Genomic DNA, 26,244 nt, shown 5'->3' on the forward strand with positions numbered 1-26,244 from the left:
CCTTATTACGGTTGGTTCTGCGGCCTCGCGAAGGGCCGCCAAAAGATTCAGTGGCTGACGTTGTCGACGGCGATGGCTTCACCGTCGACGTCGGCGTAGTGCGGCTGGCGTTTAGCGATGATCAGATAGAGCATCCCGGCAATGCCGGCGCCGATCAGCCAGGAGAAAGGCGAAACGCTGTGGAAGCCCGGCACCAGTGCCAGAACGATGGCGATCAAAGCGGCCGGAATGAACGCCGCCACCGCCCGCAGGTTGACCCCTCGGCTGTAGTAATACGCACCGTCAGGGTGTTCGCTGTACAACTGCGGCACGTGGATCCGGCCTTTGCGGATCAGCCAGTAGTCGACCATGATCACGCCGTACAACGGGCCGAGCAGGGCGCCGAGGCCGGACAGGAAATACACGATCACCAGCGGACTGTTGTAGAGATTCCACGGCAGGATCAGCACGGCAATCGTTGCGCTGATCAGCCCGGCGCGGCGGAAGGTCAGGTATTCAGGCGCCAGGTTGCTGAGCACGAAGGCCGGGGCGACGAAGTTGGCCATGATGTTCACCGCTACGGTGACGATCAGGAAGGCCAGGCAGCCGAGCACCAGAAAGAATGTGTTGGGGATCGACGCGATGATCTCGGTCGGGCTTTCGATGATCCGGCCGTTGATCTGAAATTGCGCACCGCACAGCAGGACGGTGATCCCGGCGAACACCAGAATATTCACCGGCAAGCCCCAGAAGTTTCCGACCTTGATGGTTTTGCGGCACGGTGAAGAGCGAGCGAAATCGCAGAAATTGAGGATCAGCGTGCCGTAGATCGCCAGCCACAAGGCGCCGCCGGCAAAGATGTTGCGCCACATCTCGCCGCCGGTCAGCGGTTCGCGGATCGACCAGGCAATGGTCGCGTTGGCCTGGGTGTACATCCACGCGGCGAGGCAGGCGACGGTCAGCAGAATCACCGGCCCGGCGAAGGCTTCGTAGCGGCGGACCATTTCCATGCCGTAGGCGAGGATCGCCAGCTGCACGAACCAGATCGCCACGAAACACACCCAGCCCAGGCTCGACAGGCCGAGGATCGAGTCGTGGTCGTAGTCGGCGAAACCGGGATGGATCGCCGTGAGCAACACGCGAAACACCACCGACGCCAGGTACGTCTGAATCCCGAACCAGGCGATGGCGATCACCGCCCGGATCAATGCAGGAATCTGTGCCCCGTGAATGCCGAAACTGATCCGGCTGATCACCGGGAATGGCACGCCGGTTTTCTGCCCCATGTAACCGGACAGGTTCATGAAGAAATACACCAGCGCCGCGCCGATCCCCAGCGACAGCAGAATCTGCCAGCCACCCAGGCCCAGAGCGTACAGACCGATCGCAAACGAGTAGTTGGCGATGTTGTGCACATCGTTGGTCCACAGGGCAAAGATGCTGTATTTGCCCCAGCGCCGTCCTTCGACCTTGGTCGGCGCGAGGTCGCTGTTGTGCAGACGCGGGCTCAGTTGCAGCGGTTCGGCGATGCCGTCACCGGGCACGCTGTGGTCAAGGGGTGAAGAGGCGGGCAGATTCAGCGCGATGTTGTTGTTGGAGAGACTCGTACGCATTCCGGCAGGCTCCTGATGTTCGGGCCGCGATGACTGTGCATGAGCATTCGGGCTCGGCAGATCTTCGTCGCGGCGGTGAAAACATCACTGGTTACGGGGCATCTGCAGCCTGTACGGGATAGGGCGCTTCAGGCTTGCGGATCGAAAGTGTGGGTTCATGTTTTGCGGTTTTGTATACAAAACATGCATGCACTAAAGCCAGATCTGTGCCAGCCGGCGATCTATGAAAACCACCGCTGATTTCGAAAAGTTATTGAAGAGCGCCAAGTCGTTGAAATACGGGCGATATAAATTGACCGTTCGAACAGGTATTTATTTTTCGGGAGGGATTTTGGCGGGCGCCGGGAGGGAGTGTTTTTGGAGCCTGATGTAACTTTTCAGGGCGCAGAAACGAAAAGTGCACACATAAATGGCACCGATGGTGACATTCGTGTGTACACATTTTTCAAAACGGGTGGTGAACACTGTGGGAGCTGACTTGCTCCCAAAGGGCAACAGGGATGCTTATGCCTTGCTGATGATGTTCCCGGCATGCAACCCGCATTCTTTTTGGGTCGCTTCTTCCCACCACCAGCGACCTTCACGTTCGTGCTGGTTCGGCAGGACAGGACGAGTGCACGGTTCGCAGCCGATGCTGATAAAGCCGCGCTCGTGCAGGCTGTTGTACGGCAGCTCCAGCATGCGGATGTAGCCCCAGATTTCCTCGCTGGTCATCTGTGCCAGCGGGTTGAACTTGTACAGGGTGCGCTCCGGGGTGGAGAACGCTGTATCGATTTCCATCACCGCCACAGCGCTGCGGGTGCCAGGGCTTTGATCGCGGCGCTGGCCGGTGGCCCAGGCTTTGACGCCGGACAGCTTGCGGCGCAGCGGCTCGATCTTGCGGATCCCGCAGCATTCGCCGTGACCGTCCTTGTAGAAACTGAACAGGCCTTTTTCCTTCACGAACGGTTCAAGTTTCGTGTAGTCCGGCGAGACCAGTTCGATGTCGATCTTGTAGTGCTCGCGCACCTGATCGATGAAACGGTAGGTTTCCGGATGCAGGCGGCCGGTGTCGAGACTGAACACCTTGACGTTCTTGTTCAGCTTCCAGGCCATGTCCACCAGCACCACATCCTCGGCGCCGCTGAAAGATATCCACAGGTCATCGCCGAACTCGGCGAACGCGAGTTTGAGGATGTCCTGCGCGGATTTGTTGGCATAGGTCGTGGCGAGTTCCACGACGTCGAACGTTGGGCTCATCAGGGCGGCTTCCTACAGGTCGGTGGCGCTGGGCGCTCTATATGGCGGCGATGGTAACAAAAAGCAACGCGCGCCGGGGCAGCCTCTGCGTTGCGCGCTCCAGGTCGAGCCGCTAGAGTTCGGGCTCGCTCGGCTCAATAAACATTACAAATGGAGTGTCCTGTGGAAATTGCCTGTCTTGATCTTGAAGGGGTGCTGGTGCCGGAAATCTGGATCGCCTTCGCCGAAAAAACCGGAATCGAATCGCTCAAGGCCACCACCCGGGACATTCCCGACTACGACGTGCTGATGAAACAGCGCCTGCGCATCCTCGATGAGCATGGCCTGAAACTGTCGGACATTCAGGAAGTGATCGCCACGCTCAAGCCGCTGGACGGCGCGGTGGAGTTCGTCAACTGGCTGCGCGAGCGTTTCCAGGTGGTGATTCTGTCGGACACCTTCTACGAGTTTTCCCAGCCGCTGATGCGTCAGCTGGGCTTTCCGACCTTGCTCTGCCACCGACTGATTACCGATGACAGCGGGCGGGTGACGAGCTATCAGTTGCGTCAGAAAGATCCGAAACGCCAGTCGGTTCTGGCTTTCAAGAGCCTGTATTACCGGGTGATTGCGGCGGGGGATTCCTACAACGACACCAGCATGCTGGGCGAAGCGGATGCGGGGATTCTGTTCCATGCGCCGGATAACGTGATCCGCGAGTTTCCGCAGTTTCCGGCGGTGCATACGTTTGCGGAGTTGAAGCAAGAATTCCTCAAAGCCTCGAACCGCGACCTGTCCCTGTAATCACATTCCTTGATCGTTCCCATGCTCGGCGTGGGAATGCCGCTATGGACGCTCCGCGTCCACTGTGACGCGGAGCGTCACGGGATGCGTTCCCACGCAGAGCGTGGGAACGATCAACAGAGCGTCAGAGGTTCTGCAGGGTTTCGAGCAGGACTCTGACCTTGGTAATCGACTCCTGATACTCCGCCTGCCAGTTCGAATCGGCGACGATTCCGCCACCGCCCCAGCAACACACTTGTCCATCCTTCACCAGCAGACTGCGAATGGCGATGGAGCTGTCCATCTCGCCGCGCACATCCAGATACAGCAACGAACCGCAATACAAACCGCGTCGGGTCGGCTCCAGCTCATCGATGATCTGCATCGCGCGGATCTTCGGCGCGCCAGTGATCGAGCCGCCGGGGAAGCTGCCGGCAATTAGATCCAGCGCATCGCGATCATCCGCCAGCTCACCGGTCACGCTGCTGACCAGGTGATGCACGTTCGGATAGCTTTCCAGGCTGAACAACTCCGGCACCCGCACCGAACCGATGCGGCAGGTGCGGCCCAGGTCGTTGCGCAGCAGGTCGACGATCATCAGGTTTTCCGCGCGATCCTTGGGGCTGGCCAGCAGTTCGGCGGCGTTCGCCGCGTCTTCGGCCGGGGTCGCGCCACGGGGGCGGGTGCCCTTGATCGGGCGGGTTTCCACCTGACGCTGGCTGACTTTGACGAAACGCTCGGGCGACAGGCTCAGCACTGCGTTGCCGTCGGGCAGGCTCTGGAACCCGGAAAACGGCGTCGGGCAGGCCTCACGCAGTTTGCAGTAGGCCAGCCATGGATCGCCCTGGCATGGCGCGCGGAAACGCTGAGCGAAATTGACCTGATAGCAGTCACCGGCCTGTATGTAGTGCTGGATACGCTCGAAGGCCTGACGGTACTCGTCGGCTGAAAGGTCTGCCGCCATCGGGCTGCTCAGCTTGAACGGGGTGAGTTCGGCGCCCACCGGTTGGCTGAATACTTCGATCAGCCGCTGTTTCTCGCTGGCGCTGACCGACGGGTGAAATACCAACTGGCTGGTGGCCGATTGGTGATCGCTGATCAAGGCCCAGTCGTACAGACCAAATCGCGCATCGGGCAATTGCAGGTCATCCCGGGCGTGGCTCGGCAGGTTTTCCAGATGTCGGCCGAAGTCGTAGCTCAGGTAACCGATCAGGCCGCCGGCGAAGGGCAATTCGTACCCATCGGGCAATTGCACGTCGCCCAACCGGGTCAGATTTTCCCGCAGGCGTTGCAGGAAATCGTCGCCGTGTTCGTCCGGCAACACCGCCAGTTGTGCCAACGGCCAGGCACTGAGCAGGTCATAACGGCCACGGTCAGCACTCGGGCGGCCGCTGTCGAGCAGCACGGCGCCGGGCGCATGGCGGATGGCCGCGAAATAGTCGGCGGGGTTGGCGCGGTAGGGCAGCGGGTGTACGAAACAGGTCAACATGGGCGGGGCAGATCGGCCATCGAGGCGGGGTGGGGATTGTAGTCCTCTCCGATGCCAGATCAAAGTCAAAAGCCTACCCCCTCACCCCAGCCCTCTCCCCCAAAGGGGGGCGAGGGGGAAGGGAGCAGATCTTCATGCTTTTCAAAGCCTGAGTTCGACTCAAGACGTTCAGCTCGGCGTACCTTGAGCATGCACCTCGGTAAGTCCCCTCTCCCTCCGGGAGAGGGTTAGGGTGAGGGTGCTTTTGCTTTTTAGCCTTCAACAGCCGGAATATGCCCAAACAATTCCTGAGCAAACGCCACCCGCTCTTCAACCGTTTCAGTCACACCACGTGCCTTGAGCTCTTCCAGATGCGCTTCCACCGCATGGGTGCGCAACGTCAGCCCGCAATCGTTGGCAATCTGGATATTCAGCCCCGGCCGCGCATTCAGCTCCAGAATCAGCGGGCCTTTCTCTTGGTCCAGCACCATGTCCACGCCGATGTAACCCAGGCCGCACAGCTCATAGCAACCGGCGGCGAGCTTCATGAATCCGTCCCAGTAGGGCAATTGCACACCGTCCACCGCGTTGGTGGTGTCCGGGTGTTTGGCGATGATGTTGTTCAGCCAGGTGCCGCGCAGGGTCAGGCCGGTGGCCAGGTCGACCCCGACGCCGATGGCGCCCTGGTGCAGGTTGGCCTTGCCGCCGGACTGACGGGTCGGCAGCCGCAGCATCGCCATCACCGGGTACCCCATCAGCACGATGATGCGGATGTCCGGCACGCCTTCGTAGCTGATGCTCTTGAAGATCTGGTCCGGGGTCACTCGATACTCGATCAGCGCCCGGTCGCGGTGGCCGCCCAGCGAATACAGGCCGGTGAGGATGCTGGAAATATGGTGCTCCAGCTCTTCGTGGCTGAGGATCTTGCCCGATACCGTGCGATAGCGGCCTTCGAAACGGTCGGCGATGACGATGATGCCGTCACCGCCGGCACCCTGGGCCGGCTTGATCACGAAGTCGCTGCGCCCGCCGATGATCTCGCCGAGCTTGTCGATTTCTTTCTCCGTGGAAATCACGCCATACAGTTCCGGCACGTGAATGCCGGCCTTGATCGCGCGTTCCTTGGTGATGATCTTGTCATCGACGATCGGGTACAGGCTGCGCTTGTTGTACTTGAGCACGTAGTCGGCGTTACGCCGATTGATGCCCATGATGCCCCGGGCTTCCAGGGCTTTCCAGGTCTTCCAGAAACCGAACATCAGGCGTCAGCCTTCTTCAGGAAAGCCTTGAAACGCACCAGTTCAGTCAGGCGGTAGCCGCGATAGCGACCCATGGCCAGCATGAAGCCCACCAGAATCAGCAGGATCGCCGGGAAGGTGAACACGAAGTACACCAGCTCCGGAACGGTCATGATCAGGTGCGCCAGGGACGCCGCGAACAGCGTGCCGATCGCCACTTTCATGGCATGGCTGGCGCCGCGTTCTTCCCAGGTGATCGACAGGCGTTCGATAGTCATGGTCAGAATCACCATCGGGAACAGCGCCACCGACAGGCCACGCTCAAGACCGAGCTTGTGACTGAACAGACTGATCGCCGCAATCAGCACCACCACGAAGGTCAACACCACCGACAGGCGCGGAAGCATTTGCAGCTTCAAGTGTTCCAGGTACGAACGCAGCGATAACCCGAGCGCCGTGATCACGGTGAACAGCAGGATGCCGAAGCCCAGTTGTGTCTCGCGAAAAGCCAGGGCGATCAGCACCGGCGTGAACGTGCCGAGGGTCTGCAGGCCGATCAGGTTGCGCAGGATCAGGATCACCAGCACGCCGATCGGGATCATTACCATGATCATGAAGGTCTGCTGGGTTTGCAGCGGCAGGCCGTACAGCGAGTATTCGAGGAAGTTGGCGTCGGTGTTTTCGTCGGTCAGCTTGGCCAGACGAATAGCGTTCATTTCGCTGTTGTTCAGGCTGAAGGTCACGTTGGCTTTCTTGCCGCCGTCGACGGTGATCAGGTTTTCATCACCGCTCCACCACAGCAGGCGGTCGGTCGGCAGGCCTTGCTCGCCGGTTTCCGGGTTGAAGTACAGCCAGTCGGTGCCGTTGAAGCTGCGCAGCCACAGTTCCGGGGTTTGCGGCTGATCGGCGACGAGGCGGATGGTGTGGACTTTCTCCACCGGCACGTGGGCGATGGACAGCAGCAGCTCGACGATTTTGGCTTTGTGCGGCGTCGATGGATCGCCGGCCAGCAGCAGTTTCACGTTGTCGTCGTTGACGTTGTTGACGCGTTTGATTGCCTCGCCAATGAAGGTCTCGACGTCGGCCGAGTGCTGGCGTATCGGCGCGAGCAGGGCTTCGGCGGCGATCTTTTCCGGGCCTTCGATGGCCATGCTGTCGCGGAAGGTCGGGCCTTTGATCTTGGTTTTTTCAGCGGTGTAACGCTTGGTCAGCACCAGACGGTAATAAAGGGTCTGGTTGCCCTTGGCCCGGCGCGCCGACCAGGTGACCTTGCGGTTGCCGTCGACACGGTTGACCGCCACGCCATAGTTGTTGGAGATGAAGCTTTCATTGAGGCTGACGTAATCGCGGCTCAGGGGCGGCACGAACATCTGGATCTTCACCGGATCCTTGGTGCTGGCGACGAACTCGACCTTGGCGTCGATGTTCCACAGGTCGTCGGTGGCGTCTTCGGTCACCGGGATGCCGAGCACGAAAATCTGATAGGCCGTAACCGAAACGCCCAGCAACACCAGGATGGTGATCAGGACTTTCAGGTGGAAGGTTAGAGAACGCATGGAAATTACTCGGCGGTATGAGCGGCGATGGCGCAGGCGGGTTTGCCGGCAGCGTATTTAAGACTGGGATCGACCAGCGCATCGAAGCGTTTCAGCGCCTCGGAGCCGATCAAAAGCGGGTATTGGAACGCACTACGGTCGGTCAGGTTCACTTCGATGCTGCGCATTGCCGAACCCATGCAGATGTCCAGCTCGATCACCGGGCGGGCGGTGTACTTCTTGCCTTCTTCCGGATCGTAGTCGCCGGCGCGGCGCTTGATCTTGCTGACCCGGGCCAGCGGCCGTTCGATCGGGTGCGAATGCGCGGCGTCGATGGCCAGGTAGAAACGTACCCAGGACTCGCCGTTGCGTTTGAAGCGTTTGATGTCGCGGGCGCTCAGGGAGGCGGTTTTCGCCCCGGTGTCGAGTTTCGCCGCCACTTCCAGGTTGATCCCGTCGAGGGCAGCGTATTCGTTGAGGCCGTACACGGTCTTTTCCCCCGCCGCGGCGAGGCCGGGCAGGCAAAACAATGCAAAGAATGTGGGGAAGGGCTTGAGTCTCATAAATCCTGGCGAGCAGCGTTCCGTTCTCGGTTCAGGGCCATGGCATCAGGAAATCCTGTCTGCCCATGCGCCTTCGTGTGCCTATCAGCTTTTTATGACAAGCCGTGCAAATGACTCGCAAATGCGGGCGGCATTCTAGCACGGTGGTTTTATGGCGCCAGCGCCGGTGCCGGTCTATAACCCTTGGGGCTGATATGAAGGCTTATTAGACGATTGTCGACAATCTGCATTTATCCTTTGACTGGTGTGAGCTGATTCGCTAGTTTTTGCCGCATTGGATTTTAAGGTGTCGACAATATGCTGGATCAACTCGATCCCCCGGTGATCAGCGGTGACGATTCCGAGACGCTCTCGGAAAACGTCTTCCGGCGCATTCAGGCGGCCATCGTCAAAGGTGAGATCGCCCCGGGCAGCAAGATCTCCGAGCCGGAACTGGCGCGCACCTACGGCATCAGCCGCGGGCCGCTGCGCGAGGCGATCCATCGACTGGAAGGCCAGCGCCTGCTGGTGCGCGTACCGCATGTCGGTGCGCGGGTGGTGTCGCTGAGCCACGCCGAATTGCTAGAACTCTACGAAATCCGTGAATCCCTCGAAGGCATGGCCTGCCGTTTGGCGGCCGAGCGCATGAGCGTCGAAGAAATCGACGAACTGCGCCGGGTGCTGGAAACCCACGAACGCGATGCAGCGTTCCAGGCCGGGGTCGGCTACTACCAGCAGGAAGGCGATTTCGACTTTCACTACCGGATCATCCAGGGCAGCGGCAACCGCACCCTCACGCAAATGCTCTGCGGCGAGCTCTATCAACTGGTGCGCATGTACCGCATCCAGTTTTCCACCACGCCCAACCGCCCGCGCCAGGCCTTTGCCGAACACCACCGGATTCTCGATGCCATCGCCGACCGTGACGGCGAGCTGGCGGAATTGTTGATGCGCCGTCACATCGGCGCCTCGAAACGCAACATCGCCCGTCACTACCAGGACGGCGCCGACAACAAGACAGCCACTGAACGAGGTGAGTCATGAGTTCCAACAAGAGCACTCCAGGCCAGCGTTTCCGCGATGCGGTCGCCAGCGAACATCCGCTGCAAGTGGTCGGCGCGATCAACGCCAACCACGCGCTGCTGGCCAAGCGCGCCGGTTTCAAGGCGATCTACCTGTCGGGTGGCGGGGTGGCTGCCGGCTCCCTCGGCGTGCCGGACCTGGGCATCACCGGCCTGGATGACGTGCTGACCGATGTGCGCCGCATCACCGACGTCTGCGACCTGCCGCTGCTGGTGGACGTCGACACCGGTTTCGGCGCCTCGGCGTTCAACGTGGCCCGCACCGTCAAGTCGATGATCAAGTTCGGCGCGGCGGCGATTCACATCGAAGACCAGGTCGGCGCCAAGCGCTGCGGCCACCGTCCGAACAAGGAGATCGTGACCCAGCAGGAAATGGTCGATCGCATCAAGGCCGCTGTCGATGCCCGCACCGACGACAGCTTCGTGATCATGGCCCGCACCGACGCGCTGGCCGTTGAGGGTCTGGAATCGGCACTGGATCGCGCCGCCGCGTGCATCGAGGCCGGCGCCGACATGATCTTCCCGGAAGCCATCACTGAGCTTGAGATGTACAAGCTGTTCGCCAGCCGCGTGAAAGCGCCGATTCTGGCCAACATCACCGAATTCGGCTCGACGCCGCTGTACACCACCGAGCAACTGGCGGGCGCCGACGTTTCGCTGGTGCTGTACCCGCTGTCGGCGTTCCGCGCGATGAACAAGGCTGCGGAAAACGTCTACACCGCGATCCGCCGCGACGGCACCCAACAGAATGTCATCGACACCATGCAGACTCGCATGGAGCTTTACGATCGCATCGATTACCACACCTTCGAGCAGAAGCTCGACGCGTTGTTTGCGGCGAAGAAGTAAGCCGCAACCGTACTCCCTAATAAATTCAAGATTGGAGACAACAATGGCCGAAGCAAAAGTACTCAGTGGCGCCGGGCTCCGGGGCCAGGTCGCCGGGCAAACCGCACTGTCCACCGTGGGCCAGGCCGGTGCCGGGCTGACCTATCGCGGCTACGACGTGCGCGAACTGGCAGCCGACGCACAATTTGAAGAAGTGGCGTACCTGCTGCTCTACGGGGAGCTGCCGACCAAGGCGCAACTCGCCGACTATCAAGGCAAGCTGAGCAAGCTGCGCGACCTGCCGCAAGCGCTGAAAGAAGTGCTGGAGCGCATCCCCGCCGACGCCCACCCGATGGACGTGATGCGCACCGGTTGCTCGTTCCTTGGCAATATCGAGCCGGAGAAAGACTTCTCCGAGCAACGCGACAAGACCGACCGCCTGCTGGCCGCGTTTCCGGCGATCATGTGCTACTGGTATCGCTTCAGCCACGACGGCAAACGCATCAACTGCGTGAGCGACGAGCCGTCCATCGGCGGCCACTTCCTGCACCTGCTGCACGACAAGAAGCCGAGCGAGCTGCACGTCAAAGTGATGAACGTGTCGCTGATCCTCTACGCCGAGCACGAATTCAACGCCTCGACCTTCACCGCTCGGGTGTGTGCTTCGACCTTGTCCGATCTGTATTCCTGCGTCACGGCGGCCATCGGCTCGCTGCGCGGCCCGCTGCATGGCGGCGCCAACGAAGCGGCGATGGAAATGATCGAGCGCTTCTCGTCGCCGGAAGAGGCGGTCAAGGGCACCCTCGGCATGCTCGAGCGCAAGGACAAGATCATGGGCTTCGGCCACGCGATCTATAAGGACAGCGATCCGCGCAACGAGGTGATCAAGGGCTGGTCGAAAAAACTTGCCGACGAAGTGGGCGACAAGGTGTTGTTCGCGGTTTCGGAAGCCATCGACAAGACCATGTGGGAGCAGAAGAAACTGTTCCCCAACGCCGACTTCTACCATGCCTCGGCGTATCACTTCATGGGCATCCCGACCAAGCTGTTCACCCCGATCTTCGTCTGCTCGCGCCTGACCGGCTGGGCGGCGCACGTATTCGAACAGCGCGCCAACAACCGCATCATCCGTCCAAGCGCCGAGTACACCGGCGTCGAACAGCGCAAGTTCGTGCCAATCGAACAGCGCTGACCGGGGAGGGCGCCGGCACAGGCGCCCCCTCTTTGAAACTACCGTGACCGAGTCCTGACCGATGAACACAGAATTTCGCAAGAACCTGCCCGGCACGCCGCTGGACTTTTTCGACGTCCGCGCGGCGGTCGATGGGATCCAGCCCGGCAGCTACGACACCCTGCCGTACACCTCTCGCGTGCTGGCGGAAAACCTCGTGCGTCGCTGCGACCCGGCCACGCTCACCGATTCCCTGAAACAACTGATCGAGCGCAAACGCGACCTCGACTTCCCGTGGTTCCCGGCCCGCGTGGTGTGCCACGATATTCTCGGCCAGACCGCGCTGGTGGATCTGGCCGGCCTGCGCGACGCGATTGCCCAGCAGGGCGGCGACCCGGCGCAGGTCAACCCGGTGGTGCCGACGCAACTCATCGTCGACCACTCGCTGGCGGTGGAGGCGGGCGGTTTTGACGCCCAGGCGTTCGAGAAAAACCGCGCCATCGAAGACCGTCGCAACGAAGACCGTTTCCACTTCATCAACTGGACCAAGAAGGCGTTCAAGAACGTCGACGTGATCCCGCCGGGCAACGGCATCATGCACCAGATCAACCTGGAGAAAATGTCGCCGGTGATCCAGGTGCGCGACGGCGTGGCGTTCCCGGATACCTGCGTCGGCACCGACAGCCACACCCCGCACGTCGATGCGCTGGGCGTGATCGCCATCGGTGTTGGTGGTCTGGAAGCCGAGAGCGTGATGCTCGGCCGCGCGTCGTGGATGCGCCTGCCGGAAAGCGTTGGCGTCGAACTGACCGGCAAGCTGCAACCGGGCATCACCGCCACCGACATGGTGCTGGCGCTGACCGAATACCTGCGCAAACAGAAAGTGGTCGGCGCATGGCTGGAGTTTTTCGGCGAAGGTGCTTCCGCGCTGACCCTCGGCGACCGCGCAACCATCTCCAACATGGCCCCGGAGTACGGCGCCACGGCTGCGATGTTCTACATCGACCAGCAGACCATCGATTACCTGAAACTCACCGGTCGCGAAGACCAGCAAGTGCAACTGGTCGAGCAATACGCCAAGCAGATCGGCCTGTGGGCCGACAGCCTGAAAGGCGCGCAATACGAGCGCGGCCTGACCTTCGATCTGTCCTCGGTGGTGCGCAACATGGCCGGCCCGAGCAACCCGCACGCCCGCGTGGCGGTGTCGGATCTGGCGGCCAAAGGCATCGCCGGTCAGTGGGAAGACGTCCCTGGGCAAATGCCCGACGGCGCGGTGATCATCGCTGCCATCACCAGTTGCACCAACACCAGCAACCCGCGCAACGTGATCGCCGCCGGCCTGCTGGCGCGCAACGCCAACAAGCTCGGGCTGACCCGCAAGCCGTGGGTCAAGTCGTCGCTGGCACCGGGCTCGAAAACCGTGGCGCTGTACCTCGATGAAGCGGGGCTGACCACGGAGCTGGAGCAGCTCGGTTTCGGCGTCGTCGCCTTCGCCTGCACCACCTGCAACGGCATGTCCGGCGCGCTGGATCCGGTGATCCAGCAAGAGATCATCGACCGCGACCTGTACGCCACTGCTGTGCTGTCCGGTAACCGCAACTTCGACGGGCGGATTCACCCGTACGCCAAGCAGGCTTTCCTCGCTTCGCCGCCGCTGGTGGTGGCCTACGCGATTGCCGGCACCATCCGTTTCGATATCGAGAAAGATGTGCTGGGCGTGGTCGACGGCAAGGAAATTCGCCTGAAAGACATCTGGCCGAGCGACGAAGAAATCGACGCGGTGGTGAAATCTTCGGTCAAGCCTGAGCAGTTCCGTCAGGTCTACATCCCGATGTTCGCCATCCATGAAGACACCGGTCCGAAAGTCACGCCGCTGTACGACTGGCGCGAAATGAGCACCTACATCCGCCGTCCGCCGTACTGGGAGGGCGCGCTGGCCGGGGCGCGGCCGCTCAAGGGCATGCGTCCGTTGGCGGTATTGCCGGACAACATCACCACCGATCACCTGTCGCCGTCGAACGCGATCATGCTCGACAGCGCCGCCGGCGAGTACCTGGCGAAAATGGGCCTGCCGGAAGAGGACTTCAACTCTTACGCGACCCACCGGGGCGACCACTTGACCGCACAGCGCGCGACCTTCGCCAACCCGAAACTGTTCAACGAAATGGTCGTGGAAAACGGCAAGGTCAAGCAGGGCTCGCTGGCTCGAGTCGAGCCGGAAGGCCAAGTGATGCGCATGTGGGAAGCCATCGAAACCTACATGGAGCGCAAGCAGCCGCTGATCATCATCGCCGGCGCCGACTACGGCCAGGGCTCGTCCCGCGACTGGGCGGCCAAAGGCGTGCGTCTGGCGGGGGTGGAAGCGATTGCCGCCGAAGGTTTCGAGCGCATTCACCGCACCAACCTGGTGGGCATGGGCGTGTTGCCGCTGGAGTTCAAACCGGGCACTGACCGCAAGACTCTGGGCATCGACGGCAGCGAAACCTACGACGTGATCGGTGAGCGCACGCCGCGCGCCGACCTGACGCTGGTGATCCATCGCAAGAACGGCGAACGCGTCGACGTGCCGGTGACCTGCCGCCTCGACACCGCCGAAGAAGTGTCGATCTACGAGGCTGGCGGCGTGTTGCAGCGCTTCGCTCAGGACTTCCTCGAAGAGTCGGCGGTTGCCGTTTAAATCAACTGATGTGGGCATGGGACTTCAAGTCCCATGTCTTCGTTAAGGAGCACCATGGCTCACGCACCGCAAATAAAAATCCCCGCCACCTACATGCGTGGCGGCACCAGCAAAGGCGTGTTTTTCAGCCTCAAGGACCTGCCCGAAGCCGCGCAGATTCCCGGCCCGGCCCGCGATGCGCTGTTGCTGCGGGTCATCGGCAGCCCCGATCCGTACGACAAGCAGATCGACGGCATGGGCGGCGCCACCTCGAGCACCAGCAAAACCGTAATCCTGTCGAAAAGCATCAAGGCCGATCACGACGTCGATTACCTGTTCGGTCAGGTGTCGATCGACAAGCCGTTTGTGGACTGGAGTGGCAACTGCGGCAACCTGTCGGCGGCGGTCGGCTCGTTTGCCATCAGCAACGGTCTGGTGGACGCCAGTCGCATTCCGCACAACGGTGTGGCGGTGGTTCGCGTGTGGCAGGCCAACATCGGTAAAACGATCATTGCCCACGTGCCGATCACCAACGGCGAAGTCCAGGAAACCGGTGATTTCGAACTCGACGGCGTGACCTTCCCGGCTGCCGAAGTCCAGGTCGAATTCATGGACCCGGCGGCGGAAGAAGAGGGCGGCGGTGGCTCGATGTTCCCCACCGGCAACCTGATCGACGATCTGGAAGTGCCGGGCGTCGGCACGTTCAAGGCGACCATGATCAACGCGGGTATTCCGACGATCTTCGTCAACGCCGAAGACATCGGTTACACCGGTACTGAATTGCAAAGCGCGATCAACAGCGATCCGAAAGCGTTACAGATGTTTGAGACCATTCGTGCCTACGGTGCTTTGCGCATGGGGCTGATTTCCAGTCTGGATGAAGCGGCCAAGCGTCAGCACACGCCTAAGGTAGCGTTCGTCGCCAAGCCTGCGGATTACGTCGCGTCCAGTGGCAAAGCCATTGGCGCCGGGGATGTGGATTTGCTGGTGCGGGCGTTGTCGATGGGCAAGCTGCACCACGCGATGATGGGGACGGCGGCGGTGGCGATCGGCACTGCAGCAGCTATCTCCGGCACTTTGGTCAACCTCGCGGCCGGTGGCGTTGAACGCAACGCCGTGCGCTTCGGGCATCCGTCCGGGACGTTGCGTGTCGGGGCTGAGGCGAGTCTGGAAAACGGTGAGTGGGTCGTGAAGAAGGCGATCATGAGCCGTAGTGCGCGCGTCCTGATGGAGGGCTACGTGCGCATCCCCGGAGATTCTTTCTGACGTAACACAGATCCAAATGTGGGAGCGGGCTTGCTCGCGAAAGCGGTGTATCAAGCAATATCAACGCTGGATATGCCGGCCCATTCGCGGGCAAGCCCGCTCCCACAGGTTCTGTGTTTCAACAATAAGAATGGTTTAAAACCAAGACTCAGCCTGAACCGAGGTCCCATCAACGAACCACTTTGAAGAGTGAATCGAACATGAGCGCCAACGTCGACCTGAACAACCGCCCCGACTACGACCATGTCCTGCAGGACATCGCCGATTACGTCCTCAGCTACAAAATCACATCCGCCGAAGCCCTCGACACCGCCCGCAACTGCCTGATGGACACCTTGGGCTGCGGCCTGCTGGCCCTGCGTTTCCCCGAATGCACCAAACACCTTGGCCCAATCGTCGAAGGCACCGTCGTCCCATTCGGCGCCCGAGTCCCTGGCACCTCCTATCGCCTCGACCCAGTGAAAGCGGCGTGGGACATCGGTTGCATCGTGCGCTGGCTCGATTACAACGACACCTGGCTCGCCGCCGAATGGGGCCATCCGTCGGACAACCTCGGCGGTATTCTCGCGGTGGCCGATCACCTGTCGCAAAAGCGTCTGGCCAACGGCGAAGCGCCGCTGACCGTGCGCGATGTACTTGAAGCCATGATCATGGCCCACGAAATCCAGGGCGTGATCGCGCTGGAGAACTCCTTCAATCGCGTAGGCCTCGACCATGTCATTCTGGTGAAAGTCGCCTCGACCGCCGTGACCGCCAAGCTGATGGGCGCCAACCGTGAGCAGTTGTTATCGGCGTTGTCTCACGCGTTCGCCGACGGCCAGGCATTGCGCACTTACCGCCATGCACCAAACGCCGGCTCGCGTAAATCCTGGGCGGCAGGGGATGCATCGAGCCGGGGCGTGCGGCTGGCGGATATCGCGATGCGCGGCGAAATGGGCATTCCCGGCGTCTTGAGTGCCAGACAGTGGGGCTTTTACGACGTTCTGTTCAGCCACACCAACAACGATCTGGCGCTCAAACCCGAAGACAAACGCACCTTCAGCTTCTCGCGACCGTTCGGCAGTTACGTGATGGAAAACGTGCTGTTCAAGATCAGCTTCCCCGCCGAGTTTCACGCGCAAACCGCCTGCGAGGCCGCCGTGACCCTGCATCCGCAGGTACGCAATCGTCTGCATGAAATTGATCGGATCGTCATCACTACCCACGAGTCGGCGATCCGCATCATTTCCAAGGTCGGGCCGTTGGCCAATGCCGCCGACCGCGATCACTGCCTCCAGTACATGACCGCCGTGCCGCTGGCGTTCGGCAATCTGGTAGCGGAGCAGTACGAGGATGATTTCCACAAGGCCCATCCGATCATCGATGTGCTGCGCGAGAAAATGGTCATCGTCGAAGATCCGCGCTTCACCCGTGAATATCTGGAGGCCGACAAACGCTCGATTGCCAACGCGGTGCAGGTGTTTTTCAAGGACGGTTCGAGCACGGAAAACGTGGTGGTGGAATACCCGATCGGCCATCGCCGGCGTCGCGCCGAGGGCATTCCATTGCTGGAGGACAAGTTCAGGGCAAATCTGGCCACCCGTTTCACCGGGCAGCGCAGCGGGGAGATTCTTGCGCTGTGCAAGGATTCGGCGCGGCTTGAAGCCACGCCGGTGAATCGGTTTATGGATTTATTGGTTATTTGAAGCGCCGCTCCACGCCTTTTTCCACGAGGATCTTCGCGGAGATTTCTTCAACGGAGAAATGCGTGGAGTTGATGTGCGGAATGTTCTCGCGGCGGAACAGGTTTTCCACTTCGCGCACTTCGAACTCGCACTGGGCGTAGCTCGAATAGCGGCTGTTGGGCTTGCGTTCGTTGCGGATCGCGGTGAGGCGGTCCGGATCGATAGTCAGGCCGAACAGCTTGTGCTGGTGAGCACGCAGGGCGGCCGGCAGTTGCAGGCGTTCCATGTCGTCTTCGGTCAGCGGGTAGTTGGCCGCACGGATGCCGAACTGCATCGCCATGTACAGACACGTCGGCGTCTTACCACAACGCGACACGCCCACTAGTATCAGGTCGGCCTTGTCGTAATAGTGGGTGCGGGCGCCGTCGTCGTTGTCGAGGGCGAAGTTCACCGCCTCGATCCGCTCCATGTAATTGGAGTTGTGGCCGATGGAGTGGGATTTGCCGACGGTGTAGGAAGAATGCTCGGTCAGTTCCTGCTCGAGCGGGGCGAGGAACGTCGAGAAAATGTCGATCATGAAACCATTGGAGGTTGCGAGAATCTCACGGATGTCCTGGTTGACGATGGTGTCGAAGATGATCGGCCGGAAACCGTCGGTTTCAGCGGCTTTGTTGATTTGTTGTACCATGGCCCGCGCTTTTTCAACGCTGTCGATGTACGGCCGCGTGAATTTGCTGAAGGTAATGTTTTCGAACTGCGCCAGAAGGCTTTGACCCAGGGTTTCGGCGGTGATGCCGGTGCCATCGGAGATAAAGAAAGCAGATCGTTTCATTTGCACCTTGGGCCTTAAGCTAGTGACGAATCTTGGATATGATAGGCGCGATTTGCCGGCCGCCATTGGCCCGCATTCTCACTTATTTTCCAGGTCCAGGCCATACAGCCGGCCAACGCTCCCCCGAGCCGCCGGTTTCTGAGCTTTTCCAACACAGTTAGTGGAGAGATCACCTTGGTAGAGTACGTAGTTTCCCTCGATAAGCTCGGCAAACACGATGTTGAGCATGTGGGGGGCAAGAACGCATCCCTGGGCGAGATGATCAGTAACCTGGCCGGTGCCGGTGTTTCGGTCCCCGGCGGCTTCGCCACCACGGCGCAGGCCTATCGTGATTTCCTGGAACTGAGCGGTCTGAACGATCAGATCCACAAGGCCCTCGATGCGCTGGACGTCGATGACGTCAATGCCCTGGCCAAGACCGGCGCCCAGATCCGCCAATGGATCATGGAAGCCGAATTCCCTGAAAAACTGAACACCGAGATCCGCACCGCGTTCGCCGCGCTGTCGGCCGGTAACCCTGACGTGGCCGTGGCCGTGCGTTCCTCCGCCACCGCCGAAGACTTGCCGGACGCTTCGTTCGCCGGTCAGCAGGAAACCTTCCTGAACATCCGTGGCGTGGAAAACGTCATCCGCGCGGCCAAGGAAGTGTTCGCTTCCCTGTTCAACGACCGCGCCATTTCCTACCGCGTGCACCAGGGCTTCGACCACAAGCTGGTCGCCCTGTCGGCCGGCGTGCAGCGCATGGTGCGTTCGGAAACCGGCACCGCCGGCGTGATGTTCACCCTCGATACCGAATCCGGCTTCCGTGACGTGGTGTTCATCACCGGCGCCTACGGCCTGGGCGAAACCGTCGTGCAAGGCGCGGTGAACCCGGACGAATTCTATGTCCACAAGGGCACGCTGGAGGCCGGTCGCCCGGCGATCCTGCGTCGCAACCTGGGCAGCAAGGCCATCAAGATGATCTACGGCGACGAGGCCAAGGCCGGTCGTTCCGTGAAAACCGTTGATGTCGACAAGGCCGAGCGCGCGCGTTTCTGCCTGACCGACGCTGAAGTCAGCGAGCTGGCCAAGCAGGCGATGATCATCGAGAAGCATTATGGCTGCCCGATGGACATCGAGTGGGCCAAGGACGGTGACGACGGCAAGCTGTACATCGTGCAGGCCCGTCCGGAAACCGTGAAAAGTCGCACCCAGGCCAACGTCATGGAACGTTACCTGCTGAAAGAAACCGGCACCGTGCTGGTGGAAGGTCGTGCCATCGGCCAGCGCATCGGCGCCGGCAAGGTGCGGATCATCAAGGACGTCTCCGAGATGGACAAGGTCCAGCCGGGAGACGTGCTGGTCTCCGACATGACCGACCCGGACTGGGAGCCGGTCATGAAGCGCGCCAGCGCCATCGTCACCAACCGTGGTGGCCGTACCTGCCACGCGGCGATCATCGCCCGTGAGCTGGGGATTCCTGCAGTCGTGGGTTGCGGCAACGCCACCCAACTGCTGAAGGATGGCCAAGGCGTGACCGTGTCCTGCGCCGAAGGCGACACCGGTTACATCTTCGAAGGCGAACTGGGCTTCGACATCAAGAAGAACTCCGTCGACGCCATGCCGGAGCTGCCGTTCAAGATCATGATGAACGTCGGCAACCCGGATCGCGCCTTCGACTTCGCGCAGCTGCCGAACGCCGGTGTGGGCCTGGCCCGTCTGGAGTTCATCATCAACCGCATGATCGGCGTCCACCCGAAAGCGCTGTTGAACTACGACGGCCTGCCGCAGGACATCAAGGAAAGCGTCGACAAGCGCATCGCCGGTTACGACGATCCGGTCGGCTTCTATGTCGAGAAGCTGGTTGAAGGCATCAGCACCCTGGCCGCTGCGTTTGCACCGAAGAAGGTCATCGTGCGTCTGTCGGACTTCAAGTCCAACGAGTACGCCAACCTGATCGGCGGCAAGCTGTACGAGCCGGAAGAAGAAAACCCGATGCTGGGCTTCCGTGGCGCTTCGCGTTACATCAGTGAATCGTTCCGTGACTGCTTCGAACTCGAGTGCCGTGCGCTGAAACGCGTACGCAACGAGATGGGCCTGACCAACGTCGAAATCATGGTGCCGTTCGTCCGTACCCTCGGCGAAGCCAGCCAGGTGGTGGATCTGCTCGCCGAAAACGGCCTGGCCCGTGGCGACAACGGTCTGCGCGTGATCATGATGTGCGAACTGCCGTCCAACGCGATCCTGGCGGAAGAATTCCTCGAATTCTTCGATGGTTTCTCGATCGGCTCCAACGACCTGACTCAGCTGACACTGGGTCTGGACCGTGACTCCGGGATCATCGCGCACCTGTTCGACGAGCGTAATCCGGCGGTCAAGAAACTGCTGGCCAACGCGATTGCCGCGTGCAACAAGGCCGGCAAGTACATCGGCATCTGCGGTCAGGGTCCTTCGGACCACCCGGACCTGGCCAAGTGGCTGATGGAGCAGGGCATCGAAAGCGTGTCGCTGAACCCGGACACCGTGCTGGAAACCTGGTTCTTCCTTGCCGAAGGCCAGGCGGCGGAATAAGCCGTGAATGAAGCCCCGGCCCGTTGAACCGGGTCGGGGCTTTAAGATTGAAGTAGGGCGAGCTCTCCGGATGCCGCCCTTTTTTGTGCAAGAGCATTATGCAAAGCAGCAGCAACCTATTTCCTGTCGCCCTGATCAGCGCCGAGCGACGCGGTGATCTGAGCGAAGACGTTTATCGTTTGAAACCGGGCAACAGCCCTGACTGGTCCGTGGAAATCGCGGTGACCCGTCTCGGCATGGCCGATGAGCCGGCGTCGCGCGGCGTGCCGGTGATCTTGCTGCACGGCAGTTTTTCCAACCGGCGCTTCTGGTTTTCGCCAAAAGGCCTAGGCCTTGGCGCCTATCTGACGCGACTGGGCTTCGATGTGTGGATCCCGGAAATGCGCGGTCATGGCCTGTCCCAGCGCAACGAGGACTACCGCCGCAACCGGGTCGCCGACTATGCCCGTTACGATCTGCCGGCGATTGCCGCGTTCGTCCGTGAGCAGAGCGGGCAGATTCCGCACTGGATCGGCCACTCGCTGGGTGGCATCACGCTGGCAGCCGCGTTGGGCGGCGAATACCTCGGTGAGCCTGCGGTGGCGTCGGCGGCGTTTTTCGGCACCCAGGTCAGCCGCACCTACTGGCCGTTGAAGATTCCGCCGGTGGAATGGAGCGGGCGCTTCATTCTCAAGCGTTTTGCCCAGTTGTCCGGCTCGCGACTCAAGCGCGGCCCCGAGGACGAACCGATCGGTCTGGCGCTGGAAAGCATGCGCTGGTACGGGCTGTTCGGTCGTTTCGGCGACAAGGACAAGGATTGGTGGGCAGGCCTGGCCGATGTGCAGGTGCCGGTGCTGGCGGTGAGCGCTGCGGGGGATCATCAGGATCCGGCCTGGGCCTGCCGGAAGCTGTTCGAACAGATTGGCTCCGAGCACAAGCAGTTCATCAATCTGGGCCGAGAGCAGGGCTTCAACGATCAGTTCGGCCATGTCGAAATGCTGGTCAGCAAGGCGGCGCAGGCTGAGGTCTGGCCGCTGGTGGCGCGCTGGCTGGCAGATCAGCACACGCCATTGCTTGGCGAGAAGCCGGATCTGGCGGCAGCGGTCTGAACGCGGCGCCCTGAAAAGGGCATTTCGTTCGCGTCGGCTTGCGGCTAAGATATGACGCATTGGACGGTTCTGGTCATATTTGGTGACTGTTTCGCTATTACGTTTCAGCTTGTGTTCAGGTTCGTTCAGCGACCATGACATGGGCTAAGGTAAACAGCGACCGCCGGAACTCGTTTCAAAAGAGTGCGACATCCTTGATCGTCTTCCTTGTTACAGGAGTTTTTCGATGAACCATTACCTTACGCCTGACCTGTGCGACGCCTATCCGGAGCTGGTTCAGGTGCTGGAACCGATGTTCAGCAATTTCGGCGGCCGTGATTCGTTCGGTGGCGAAATCGTGACCATCAAATGCTTCGAAGACAACTCGCTGGTCAAGGAACAAGCCGAGCTCAAGGGCAACGGCAAGGTGCTGGTGGTCGATGGCGGTGGCTCGCTGCGCTGCGCACTGCTGGGCGACATGATCGCCGAGAAAGCCGCGAAAAACGGTTGGGAAGGGCTGGTCATCTACGGCTGCATCCGTGATGTGGACGTCATCGCCCAGACCGATCTTGGCGTGCAGGCCCTGGCCAGCCATCCGAAAAAGACTGAAAAACGCGGTCTCGGCGACCTCAACGTGCCGGTGACCTTCGCGGGTGTGACCTTCCATCCCGGTCAGTACATCTATGCGGACAACAATGGCGTGATCATCTCGCCAAGTCCGTTGAAAATGCCTGAATAAATCGCGGTCATCACAGGGGTGAGGATGTTCGAGGAAGAAAACGCGCAATGGGGGCTGGTGCATGCCCTGGTGCTGGACGGTAAAGGCGGTGCGCGTTCGATAGCCCGGACTGATCTCGACGATCTGCAGCTGCAGGCTCATGAAAGCCTGTGGCTGCACTGGGATCGCAGTCACCCGCAGACCCAGACCTGGCTGCGCAAATCCAGTGGGCTCAACGAGTTCACCTGCGATCTGCTGCTGGAAGAAAACACCCGCCCACGCCTGTTGCCGCTGCCGGATTCCGAGCTGTTGCTGTTTTTGCGCGGGGTCAATCTCAACCCGGGCGCCGAGCCGGAAGACATGGTATCGGTGCGGATTTTTGCTTCGGCCCAGCGGGTGATTTCCCTGCGTTTGCGTCCGTTGCGCGCCACCGACGAGTTGCTGGTGATGCTGGGCGAGGGCAAGGGGCCGAAAACCTCGTCCGAATTGATGCTCTATCTGGCGCAATTCCTCACCAACAAGGTGCAGGATCTGGTGACTTGCCTCTCCGAAGTGGTCGATGAAGAGGAAGAAAAACTGGATGCCGACGAACGGTATACCCCCGAGCACGGCGCCATTTTGCACATCCGTCGCCGGGCCGCCGGACTGAAGCGTTTTCTGGCACCGCAGCGGGATATTTTCGGACAGCTGACGCGGATAAAACTGCCGTGGTTCGTCGATGACGATGCCGACTACTGGAACGAATTGAACAACAGCCTGACCCGTTATCTTGAAGAGCTCGAATTGACCCGAGAGCGCGTGGGGCTTGTGCTGGAGGCCGAAGACCGGCGCTTGAGCGTGCACATGAATCGCACGATGTATCGCTTCGGCATCATTACCTGCATCTTCTTGCCGATGAGTTTTATTACCGGTCTGCTGGGCATCAATGTCGGCGGCATTCCATTCTCGAGCAGCCCTTATGGTTTCCTGATCGCCTGTCTGACGGTGCTCGCCCTGGCGTTCGGACAATGGTGGTTGTTCCGCCGTTTGCGCTGGGTATGACGATGCGCCATGTGACCCGACCAAATTTGCCCGCGTCTTTCACAGACATCACGAGAGGTGCGTATGCACGATCCGTTTGAACAGTCTTTGCGCGACATGCTCAACGCCTCGCCGTCCAGCCGCGACGACGATGCCTGTCTGGGCCGCGTACTCAAAACCGCCAACCGCCAGGTTGGCGCCGGCGATCTGTTCAGCCTGCTGGGCCGCTGGCTGCCCGCGCTGATGATCGCCCTGAATAATGGCTCGGCCCATGTCGCGCCGGTCTCCCGTCTCCGTAAACCTACCGCTCGCACTGCTGATAAGGCTGATTGAATATGGAACTTGATCTCTGGACTCAGAGCCTCGTCACTGCAATGACTGCGTTGTGGACCAAAGTCGCTAACTTCATTCCGAACCTGTTCGGCGCACTGGTTGTGTTGCTATTGGGTTTTGTCGTGGCCAAGCTGCTGGACACCTTGCTGTCCAAATTGCTGGCCAAACTGGGGCTTGATCGCCTGATGGGCGGCACCGGCCTGACCAAATTGATGTCCCGCGCGGGGCTGCAAGTGCCGATCTCCACGTTGATCGGTAAAATCGTCTATTGGTTCGTTCTGCTGATTTTTCTGGTTTCGGCAGCAGAATCCCTTGGACTTGAGCGAGTTTCAGCTACGCTTGACATGCTCGCGCTGTATTTGCCAAAAGTGTTCGGCGCGGCGCTGGTGTTGCTGGTGGGTGTCCTTCTTGCGCAACTGGCCAATGGCCTGGTTCGCGGGGCGGCAGAAGGCGTAGGCCTGGACTACGCTTCCGGCCTTGGGCGAATTGCCCAGGGCTTGGTGATCATCATCAGCATTTCGGTCGCGATCAGTCAGCTGGAGGTCAAGACCGACCTGCTGAACCATGTGATCGTCATCGTATTGATTACCGTTGGTCTGGCGGTTGCGCTGGCCATGGGCTTGGGAAGCCGGGAAATTGCCGGTCAGATTCTTGCGGGAATCTATGTGCGTGAGTTGTATCAGGTTGGGCAACAAGTGCGTATTGGCGAGGTCGAAGGCCAGATCGAAGAGATCGGCACGGTTAAGACCACATTGCTGACCGATGAGGGTGAGCTAGTCTCTCTCTCCAATCGGATCCTGCTGGAGCAGCATGTGAGTAGCCGCTAACCCGGCAAACCCTGCTAATGTATGCCGCCGCAAAATGCCAGCTGTCGCTGGCTGCGGTGGACATTGACCTGACTGTCGGCACGACTTGTTTTGAATAAAGCCCAAACGCTATCCACGCGCTACGACCCCCGCGAGCTCTCTGATGAGGAGTTGGTCGCGCGCTCGCATACCGAGCTTTTTCACGTGACGCGTGCGTATGAAGAACTGATGCGGCGTTACCAGCGGACATTATTTAACGTGTGCGCACGATATCTTGGGAACGATCGCGATGCAGACGATGTCTGTCAGGAAGTGATGTTGAAGGTGCTGTACGGGCTGAAGAACTTCGAGGGGAAATCGAAGTTCAAGACATGGCTGTACAGCATCACCTACAACGAATGCATCACACAGTATCGGAAGGAACGGCGAAAGCGTCGCTTGATGGACGCACTGAGTCTTGACCCCCTCGAGGAAGCGTCCGAAGAAAAGGCGCCGAAACCCGAGGAGAAGGGCGGACTGGATCGCTGGCTGGTGTATGTGAACCCGATTGACCGGGAAATTCTGGTGCTACGATTTGTCGCAGAGCTGGAGTTTCAGGAGATCGCAGACATCATGCACATGGGGTTGAGTGCGACAAAAATGCGTTACAAACGCGCTCTTGATAAATTGCGTGAGAAATTTGCAGGCATTGCTGAAACTTAGTTCGGCGCAAATATCTCTTACGTGTAGGCAAGTTCTGATAGACTTGCCGCCGAGTTGTCCCCCGGTTTGCGGGACTGCTTCACAATCACCAGATGGGGATTTAACGGATGAAACTGAAAAACACCTTGGGCTTGGCCATTGGTTCTTTGATTGCCGCCACTTCTTTCGGCGCTCTGGCACAAGGCCAAGGCGCAGTTGAAATCGAAGGCTTCGCAAAGAAAGAACAATTCGACAGCGCTCGTAACTTCAAGAACAACGGCAACCTGTTCGGCGGTTCGATCGGTTACTTCCTGACCGACGACGTTGAACTGCGTCTGGGCTACGACGAAGTGCACAACGTGCGTGCCGACGATGGCAAGAACGTCAAGGGCGCCAACACCGCTCTGGACGCTCTGTACCACTTCAACAACCCAGGCGACATGCTGCGTCCATACGTTTCGGCCGGTTTCTCTGACCAGAGCATCGACCAGAACGGTTCGAACGGTCGCAACCGTTCCACCTTCGCCAACCTGGGCGCCGGTGCCAAGCTGTACTTCACTGACAACTTCTACGCCCGTGCTGGCGTTGAAGCTCAGTACAACATCGACCAGGGCGACACCGAGTGGGCTCCTAGCGTCGGTATCGGTGTGAACTTCGGTGGCGGCTCCAAGCCAGCCGCTGCTCCAGTTCCAGCACCAGCTGAAGTCTGCTCCGACAGCGACAACGACGGCGTTTGCGACAACGTTGACAAGTGCCCGGACACCCCAGCCAACGTAACTGTTGACGCTGATGGCTGCCCTGCAGTTGCTGAAGTTGTTCGTGTTGAGCTGGACGTTAAGTTCGACTTCGACAAGTCGGTTGTGAAGCCAAACAGCTACGGCGACATCAAAAACCTGGCTGACTTCATGAAGCAGTACCCATCCACCACCACTACTGTTGAAGGTCACACTGACTCCGTCGGTCCTGACGCTTACAACCAGAAACTGTCCGAGCGTCGTGCAAACGCCGTTAAGCAAGTTCTGACCAACCAGTACGGTGTTGAATCGTCCCGCGTTCAGTCGATCGGCTACGGCGAATCCCGCCCAGTTGCTGACAACAAAACTGAAGCTGGCCGTGCTGTTAACCGTCGCGTAGAAGCGCAGGTTGAAGCTCAAGCTAAGTAATTAGCTGCCGCTACGAGAAAAGCCCGGCTTAGGC

General features: G+C 60.3%; 22 protein-coding genes. 15 read left to right on the top strand and 7 right to left on the bottom strand.

Going from position 1 to position 26,244, the window contains the following annotated elements:
- Positions 1–47: 47 nt before the first annotated feature.
- Together QRN46_RS10740 and QRN46_RS10745 are read right to left on the bottom strand one after the other, a co-directional pair.
- Positions 48–1,592 carry an NCS1 family nucleobase:cation symporter-1 gene (locus tag QRN46_RS10740; protein ID WP_285354656.1) on the bottom strand — a complete coding sequence of 515 codons (1,545 nt, stop codon included), beginning with the start codon at positions 1,590–1,592 and terminating at the stop codon, positions 48–50.
- A 504-nt stretch (positions 1,593–2,096) separates the two neighbouring features.
- On the bottom strand, positions 2,097–2,831 hold the full coding sequence (locus QRN46_RS10745) for a phosphoadenylyl-sulfate reductase (RefSeq protein WP_007960132.1): 735 nt from the start codon (positions 2,829–2,831) through the stop codon (positions 2,097–2,099).
- 162 nt (positions 2,832–2,993) lie between these two features.
- Here QRN46_RS10745 and thrH point away from each other — a divergent pair, with 162 nt between their 5' ends.
- Entirely contained in the window at positions 2,994–3,611 is a 618-nt protein-coding gene (thrH, locus tag QRN46_RS10750; protein ID WP_011333236.1) for a bifunctional phosphoserine phosphatase/homoserine phosphotransferase ThrH, read from the top strand.
- Between the two features lie 124 nt (positions 3,612–3,735).
- On the opposite strand, the gene pabB is transcribed toward thrH, so the two are convergent.
- The 4 genes from pabB to rloA all read right to left on the bottom strand — a co-directional run bounded on the left by pabB (position 3,736) and on the right by rloA (position 8,394).
- Complete coding sequence (gene pabB / locus QRN46_RS10755) at positions 3,736–5,079, bottom strand: aminodeoxychorismate synthase component I (RefSeq protein ID WP_221615597.1); 1,344 nt, start codon at positions 5,077–5,079, stop codon at positions 3,736–3,738.
- A gap of 251 nt (positions 5,080–5,330) precedes the next feature.
- Complete coding sequence (locus QRN46_RS10760; RefSeq protein WP_064378740.1) at positions 5,331–6,317, bottom strand: alpha-L-glutamate ligase-like protein; 987 nt, start codon at positions 6,315–6,317, stop codon at positions 5,331–5,333.
- The gene (gene rloB, locus QRN46_RS10765) at positions 6,317–7,852 is read right to left on the bottom strand and encodes an osmotic stress tolerance membrane protein RloB (RefSeq protein WP_007951967.1); all 1,536 of its coding nucleotides are present in this window, start codon (positions 7,850–7,852) and stop codon (positions 6,317–6,319) included. Before rloB ends, QRN46_RS10760 begins: the two co-directional genes overlap by 1 nt.
- A gap of 5 nt (positions 7,853–7,857) precedes the next feature.
- Entirely contained in the window at positions 7,858–8,394 is a 537-nt protein-coding gene (gene rloA, locus QRN46_RS10770; RefSeq protein ID WP_011333239.1) for a retropepsin-like aspartic peptidase RloA, read from the bottom strand.
- Between the two features lie 300 nt (positions 8,395–8,694).
- On the opposite strand from rloA, the gene QRN46_RS10775 reads away from it, so the two are divergent.
- The 6 genes from QRN46_RS10775 (at position 8,695) to prpD (ending at position 17,061) form a co-directional block, all read left to right on the top strand.
- A complete protein-coding gene (locus QRN46_RS10775) occupies positions 8,695–9,417 on the top strand; it encodes a GntR family transcriptional regulator (RefSeq protein WP_169432611.1) in 723 nt (240 codons plus the stop codon).
- A complete protein-coding gene (prpB, locus tag QRN46_RS10780; RefSeq protein WP_007951973.1) occupies positions 9,414–10,304 on the top strand; it encodes a methylisocitrate lyase in 891 nt (296 codons plus the stop codon). Before QRN46_RS10775 ends, prpB begins: the two co-directional genes overlap by 4 nt.
- A 43-nt stretch (positions 10,305–10,347) precedes the next feature.
- The gene (gene prpC / locus QRN46_RS10785) at positions 10,348–11,475 is read left to right on the top strand and encodes a bifunctional 2-methylcitrate synthase/citrate synthase (RefSeq protein ID WP_011333241.1); all 1,128 of its coding nucleotides are present in this window, start codon (positions 10,348–10,350) and stop codon (positions 11,473–11,475) included.
- Between the two features lie 61 nt (positions 11,476–11,536).
- On the top strand, positions 11,537–14,131 hold the full coding sequence (acnD, locus tag QRN46_RS10790) for a Fe/S-dependent 2-methylisocitrate dehydratase AcnD (protein WP_011333242.1): 2,595 nt from the start codon (positions 11,537–11,539) through the stop codon (positions 14,129–14,131).
- Positions 14,132–14,185: 54 nt separating this feature from the next.
- A complete protein-coding gene (gene prpF, locus QRN46_RS10795; protein ID WP_285354657.1) occupies positions 14,186–15,376 on the top strand; it encodes a 2-methylaconitate cis-trans isomerase PrpF in 1,191 nt (396 codons plus the stop codon).
- Positions 15,377–15,576: 200 nt separating this feature from the next.
- On the top strand, positions 15,577–17,061 hold the full coding sequence (prpD, locus tag QRN46_RS10800; RefSeq protein ID WP_011333244.1) for a 2-methylcitrate dehydratase: 1,485 nt from the start codon (positions 15,577–15,579) through the stop codon (positions 17,059–17,061).
- Here the strand turns inward: prpD and ppsR are convergent.
- Positions 17,054–17,872 carry a posphoenolpyruvate synthetase regulatory kinase/phosphorylase PpsR gene (gene ppsR, locus QRN46_RS10805; RefSeq protein WP_011333245.1) on the bottom strand — a complete coding sequence of 273 codons (819 nt, stop codon included), beginning with the start codon at positions 17,870–17,872 and terminating at the stop codon, positions 17,054–17,056. The genes prpD and ppsR overlap by 8 nt on opposite strands.
- A 174-nt stretch (positions 17,873–18,046) precedes the next feature.
- Between ppsR and ppsA the strand changes: the two genes are divergently transcribed.
- From ppsA to QRN46_RS10845, 8 genes are all read left to right on the top strand, one after another.
- Complete coding sequence (gene ppsA / locus QRN46_RS10810; RefSeq protein ID WP_011333246.1) at positions 18,047–20,422, top strand: phosphoenolpyruvate synthase; 2,376 nt, start codon at positions 18,047–18,049, stop codon at positions 20,420–20,422.
- 98 nt (positions 20,423–20,520) lie between these two features.
- Entirely contained in the window at positions 20,521–21,510 is a 990-nt protein-coding gene (locus QRN46_RS10815) for an alpha/beta fold hydrolase (RefSeq protein WP_011333247.1), read from the top strand.
- Positions 21,511–21,736: 226 nt separating this feature from the next.
- Positions 21,737–22,228, top strand: coding sequence for a ribonuclease E activity regulator RraA (gene rraA, locus QRN46_RS10820; RefSeq protein WP_011333248.1), 492 nt, complete (start codon positions 21,737–21,739; stop codon positions 22,226–22,228).
- Positions 22,229–22,252: 24 nt separating this feature from the next.
- A complete protein-coding gene (cmaX, locus tag QRN46_RS10825) occupies positions 22,253–23,248 on the top strand; it encodes a divalent cation transporter CmaX (RefSeq protein ID WP_011333249.1) in 996 nt (331 codons plus the stop codon).
- A 63-nt stretch (positions 23,249–23,311) separates the two neighbouring features.
- Positions 23,312–23,560, top strand: coding sequence for a hypothetical protein (locus tag QRN46_RS10830; RefSeq protein ID WP_007951986.1), 249 nt, complete (start codon positions 23,312–23,314; stop codon positions 23,558–23,560).
- 2 nt (positions 23,561–23,562) lie between these two features.
- A complete protein-coding gene (locus QRN46_RS10835) occupies positions 23,563–24,387 on the top strand; it encodes a mechanosensitive ion channel family protein (protein ID WP_007951987.1) in 825 nt (274 codons plus the stop codon).
- Positions 24,388–24,477: 90 nt separating this feature from the next.
- Complete coding sequence (gene sigX / locus QRN46_RS10840) at positions 24,478–25,068, top strand: RNA polymerase sigma factor SigX (protein ID WP_011333251.1); 591 nt, start codon at positions 24,478–24,480, stop codon at positions 25,066–25,068.
- Positions 25,069–25,175: 107 nt separating this feature from the next.
- A complete protein-coding gene (locus QRN46_RS10845; RefSeq protein WP_011333252.1) occupies positions 25,176–26,210 on the top strand; it encodes an OmpA family protein in 1,035 nt (344 codons plus the stop codon).
- Positions 26,211–26,244: the final 34 nt, after the last annotated feature.

The organism is Pseudomonas sp. lyk4-R2A-10, assembly GCF_030209075.1.
Taxonomy (GTDB): Bacteria; Pseudomonadota; Gammaproteobacteria; order Pseudomonadales; family Pseudomonadaceae; genus Aquipseudomonas; species Aquipseudomonas glycinae.

Bases quoted from the DNA above. Each gene is read 5' to 3' on its own strand.
- QRN46_RS10740 (WP_285354656.1), bottom strand. From the start codon at position 1,592: ATGCGTACGAGTCTCTCCAACAACAACATCGCGCTGAATCTGCCCGCC.
- QRN46_RS10745 (WP_007960132.1), bottom strand. From the start codon at position 2,831: ATGAGCCCAACGTTCGACGTCGTGGAACTCGCCACGACCTATGCCAAC.
- pabB (WP_221615597.1), bottom strand. From the start codon at position 5,079: ATGTTGACCTGTTTCGTACACCCGCTGCCCTACCGCGCCAACCCCGCC.
- QRN46_RS10760 (WP_064378740.1), bottom strand. From the start codon at position 6,317: ATGTTCGGTTTCTGGAAGACCTGGAAAGCCCTGGAAGCCCGGGGCATC.
- rloB (WP_007951967.1), bottom strand. From the start codon at position 7,852: ATGCGTTCTCTAACCTTCCACCTGAAAGTCCTGATCACCATCCTGGTG.
- rloA (WP_011333239.1), bottom strand. From the start codon at position 8,394: ATGAGACTCAAGCCCTTCCCCACATTCTTTGCATTGTTTTGCCTGCCC.
- prpB (WP_007951973.1), top strand. From the start codon at position 9,414: ATGAGTTCCAACAAGAGCACTCCAGGCCAGCGTTTCCGCGATGCGGTC.
- prpC (WP_011333241.1), top strand. From the start codon at position 10,348: ATGGCCGAAGCAAAAGTACTCAGTGGCGCCGGGCTCCGGGGCCAGGTC.
- acnD (WP_011333242.1), top strand. From the start codon at position 11,537: ATGAACACAGAATTTCGCAAGAACCTGCCCGGCACGCCGCTGGACTTT.
- prpF (WP_285354657.1), top strand. From the start codon at position 14,186: ATGGCTCACGCACCGCAAATAAAAATCCCCGCCACCTACATGCGTGGC.
- prpD (WP_011333244.1), top strand. From the start codon at position 15,577: ATGAGCGCCAACGTCGACCTGAACAACCGCCCCGACTACGACCATGTC.
- ppsR (WP_011333245.1), bottom strand. From the start codon at position 17,872: ATGAAACGATCTGCTTTCTTTATCTCCGATGGCACCGGCATCACCGCC.
- QRN46_RS10815 (WP_011333247.1), top strand. From the start codon at position 20,521: ATGCAAAGCAGCAGCAACCTATTTCCTGTCGCCCTGATCAGCGCCGAG.
- rraA (WP_011333248.1), top strand. From the start codon at position 21,737: ATGAACCATTACCTTACGCCTGACCTGTGCGACGCCTATCCGGAGCTG.
- cmaX (WP_011333249.1), top strand. From the start codon at position 22,253: ATGTTCGAGGAAGAAAACGCGCAATGGGGGCTGGTGCATGCCCTGGTG.
- QRN46_RS10830 (WP_007951986.1), top strand. From the start codon at position 23,312: ATGCACGATCCGTTTGAACAGTCTTTGCGCGACATGCTCAACGCCTCG.
- QRN46_RS10835 (WP_007951987.1), top strand. From the start codon at position 23,563: ATGGAACTTGATCTCTGGACTCAGAGCCTCGTCACTGCAATGACTGCG.
- QRN46_RS10845 (WP_011333252.1), top strand. From the start codon at position 25,176: ATGAAACTGAAAAACACCTTGGGCTTGGCCATTGGTTCTTTGATTGCC.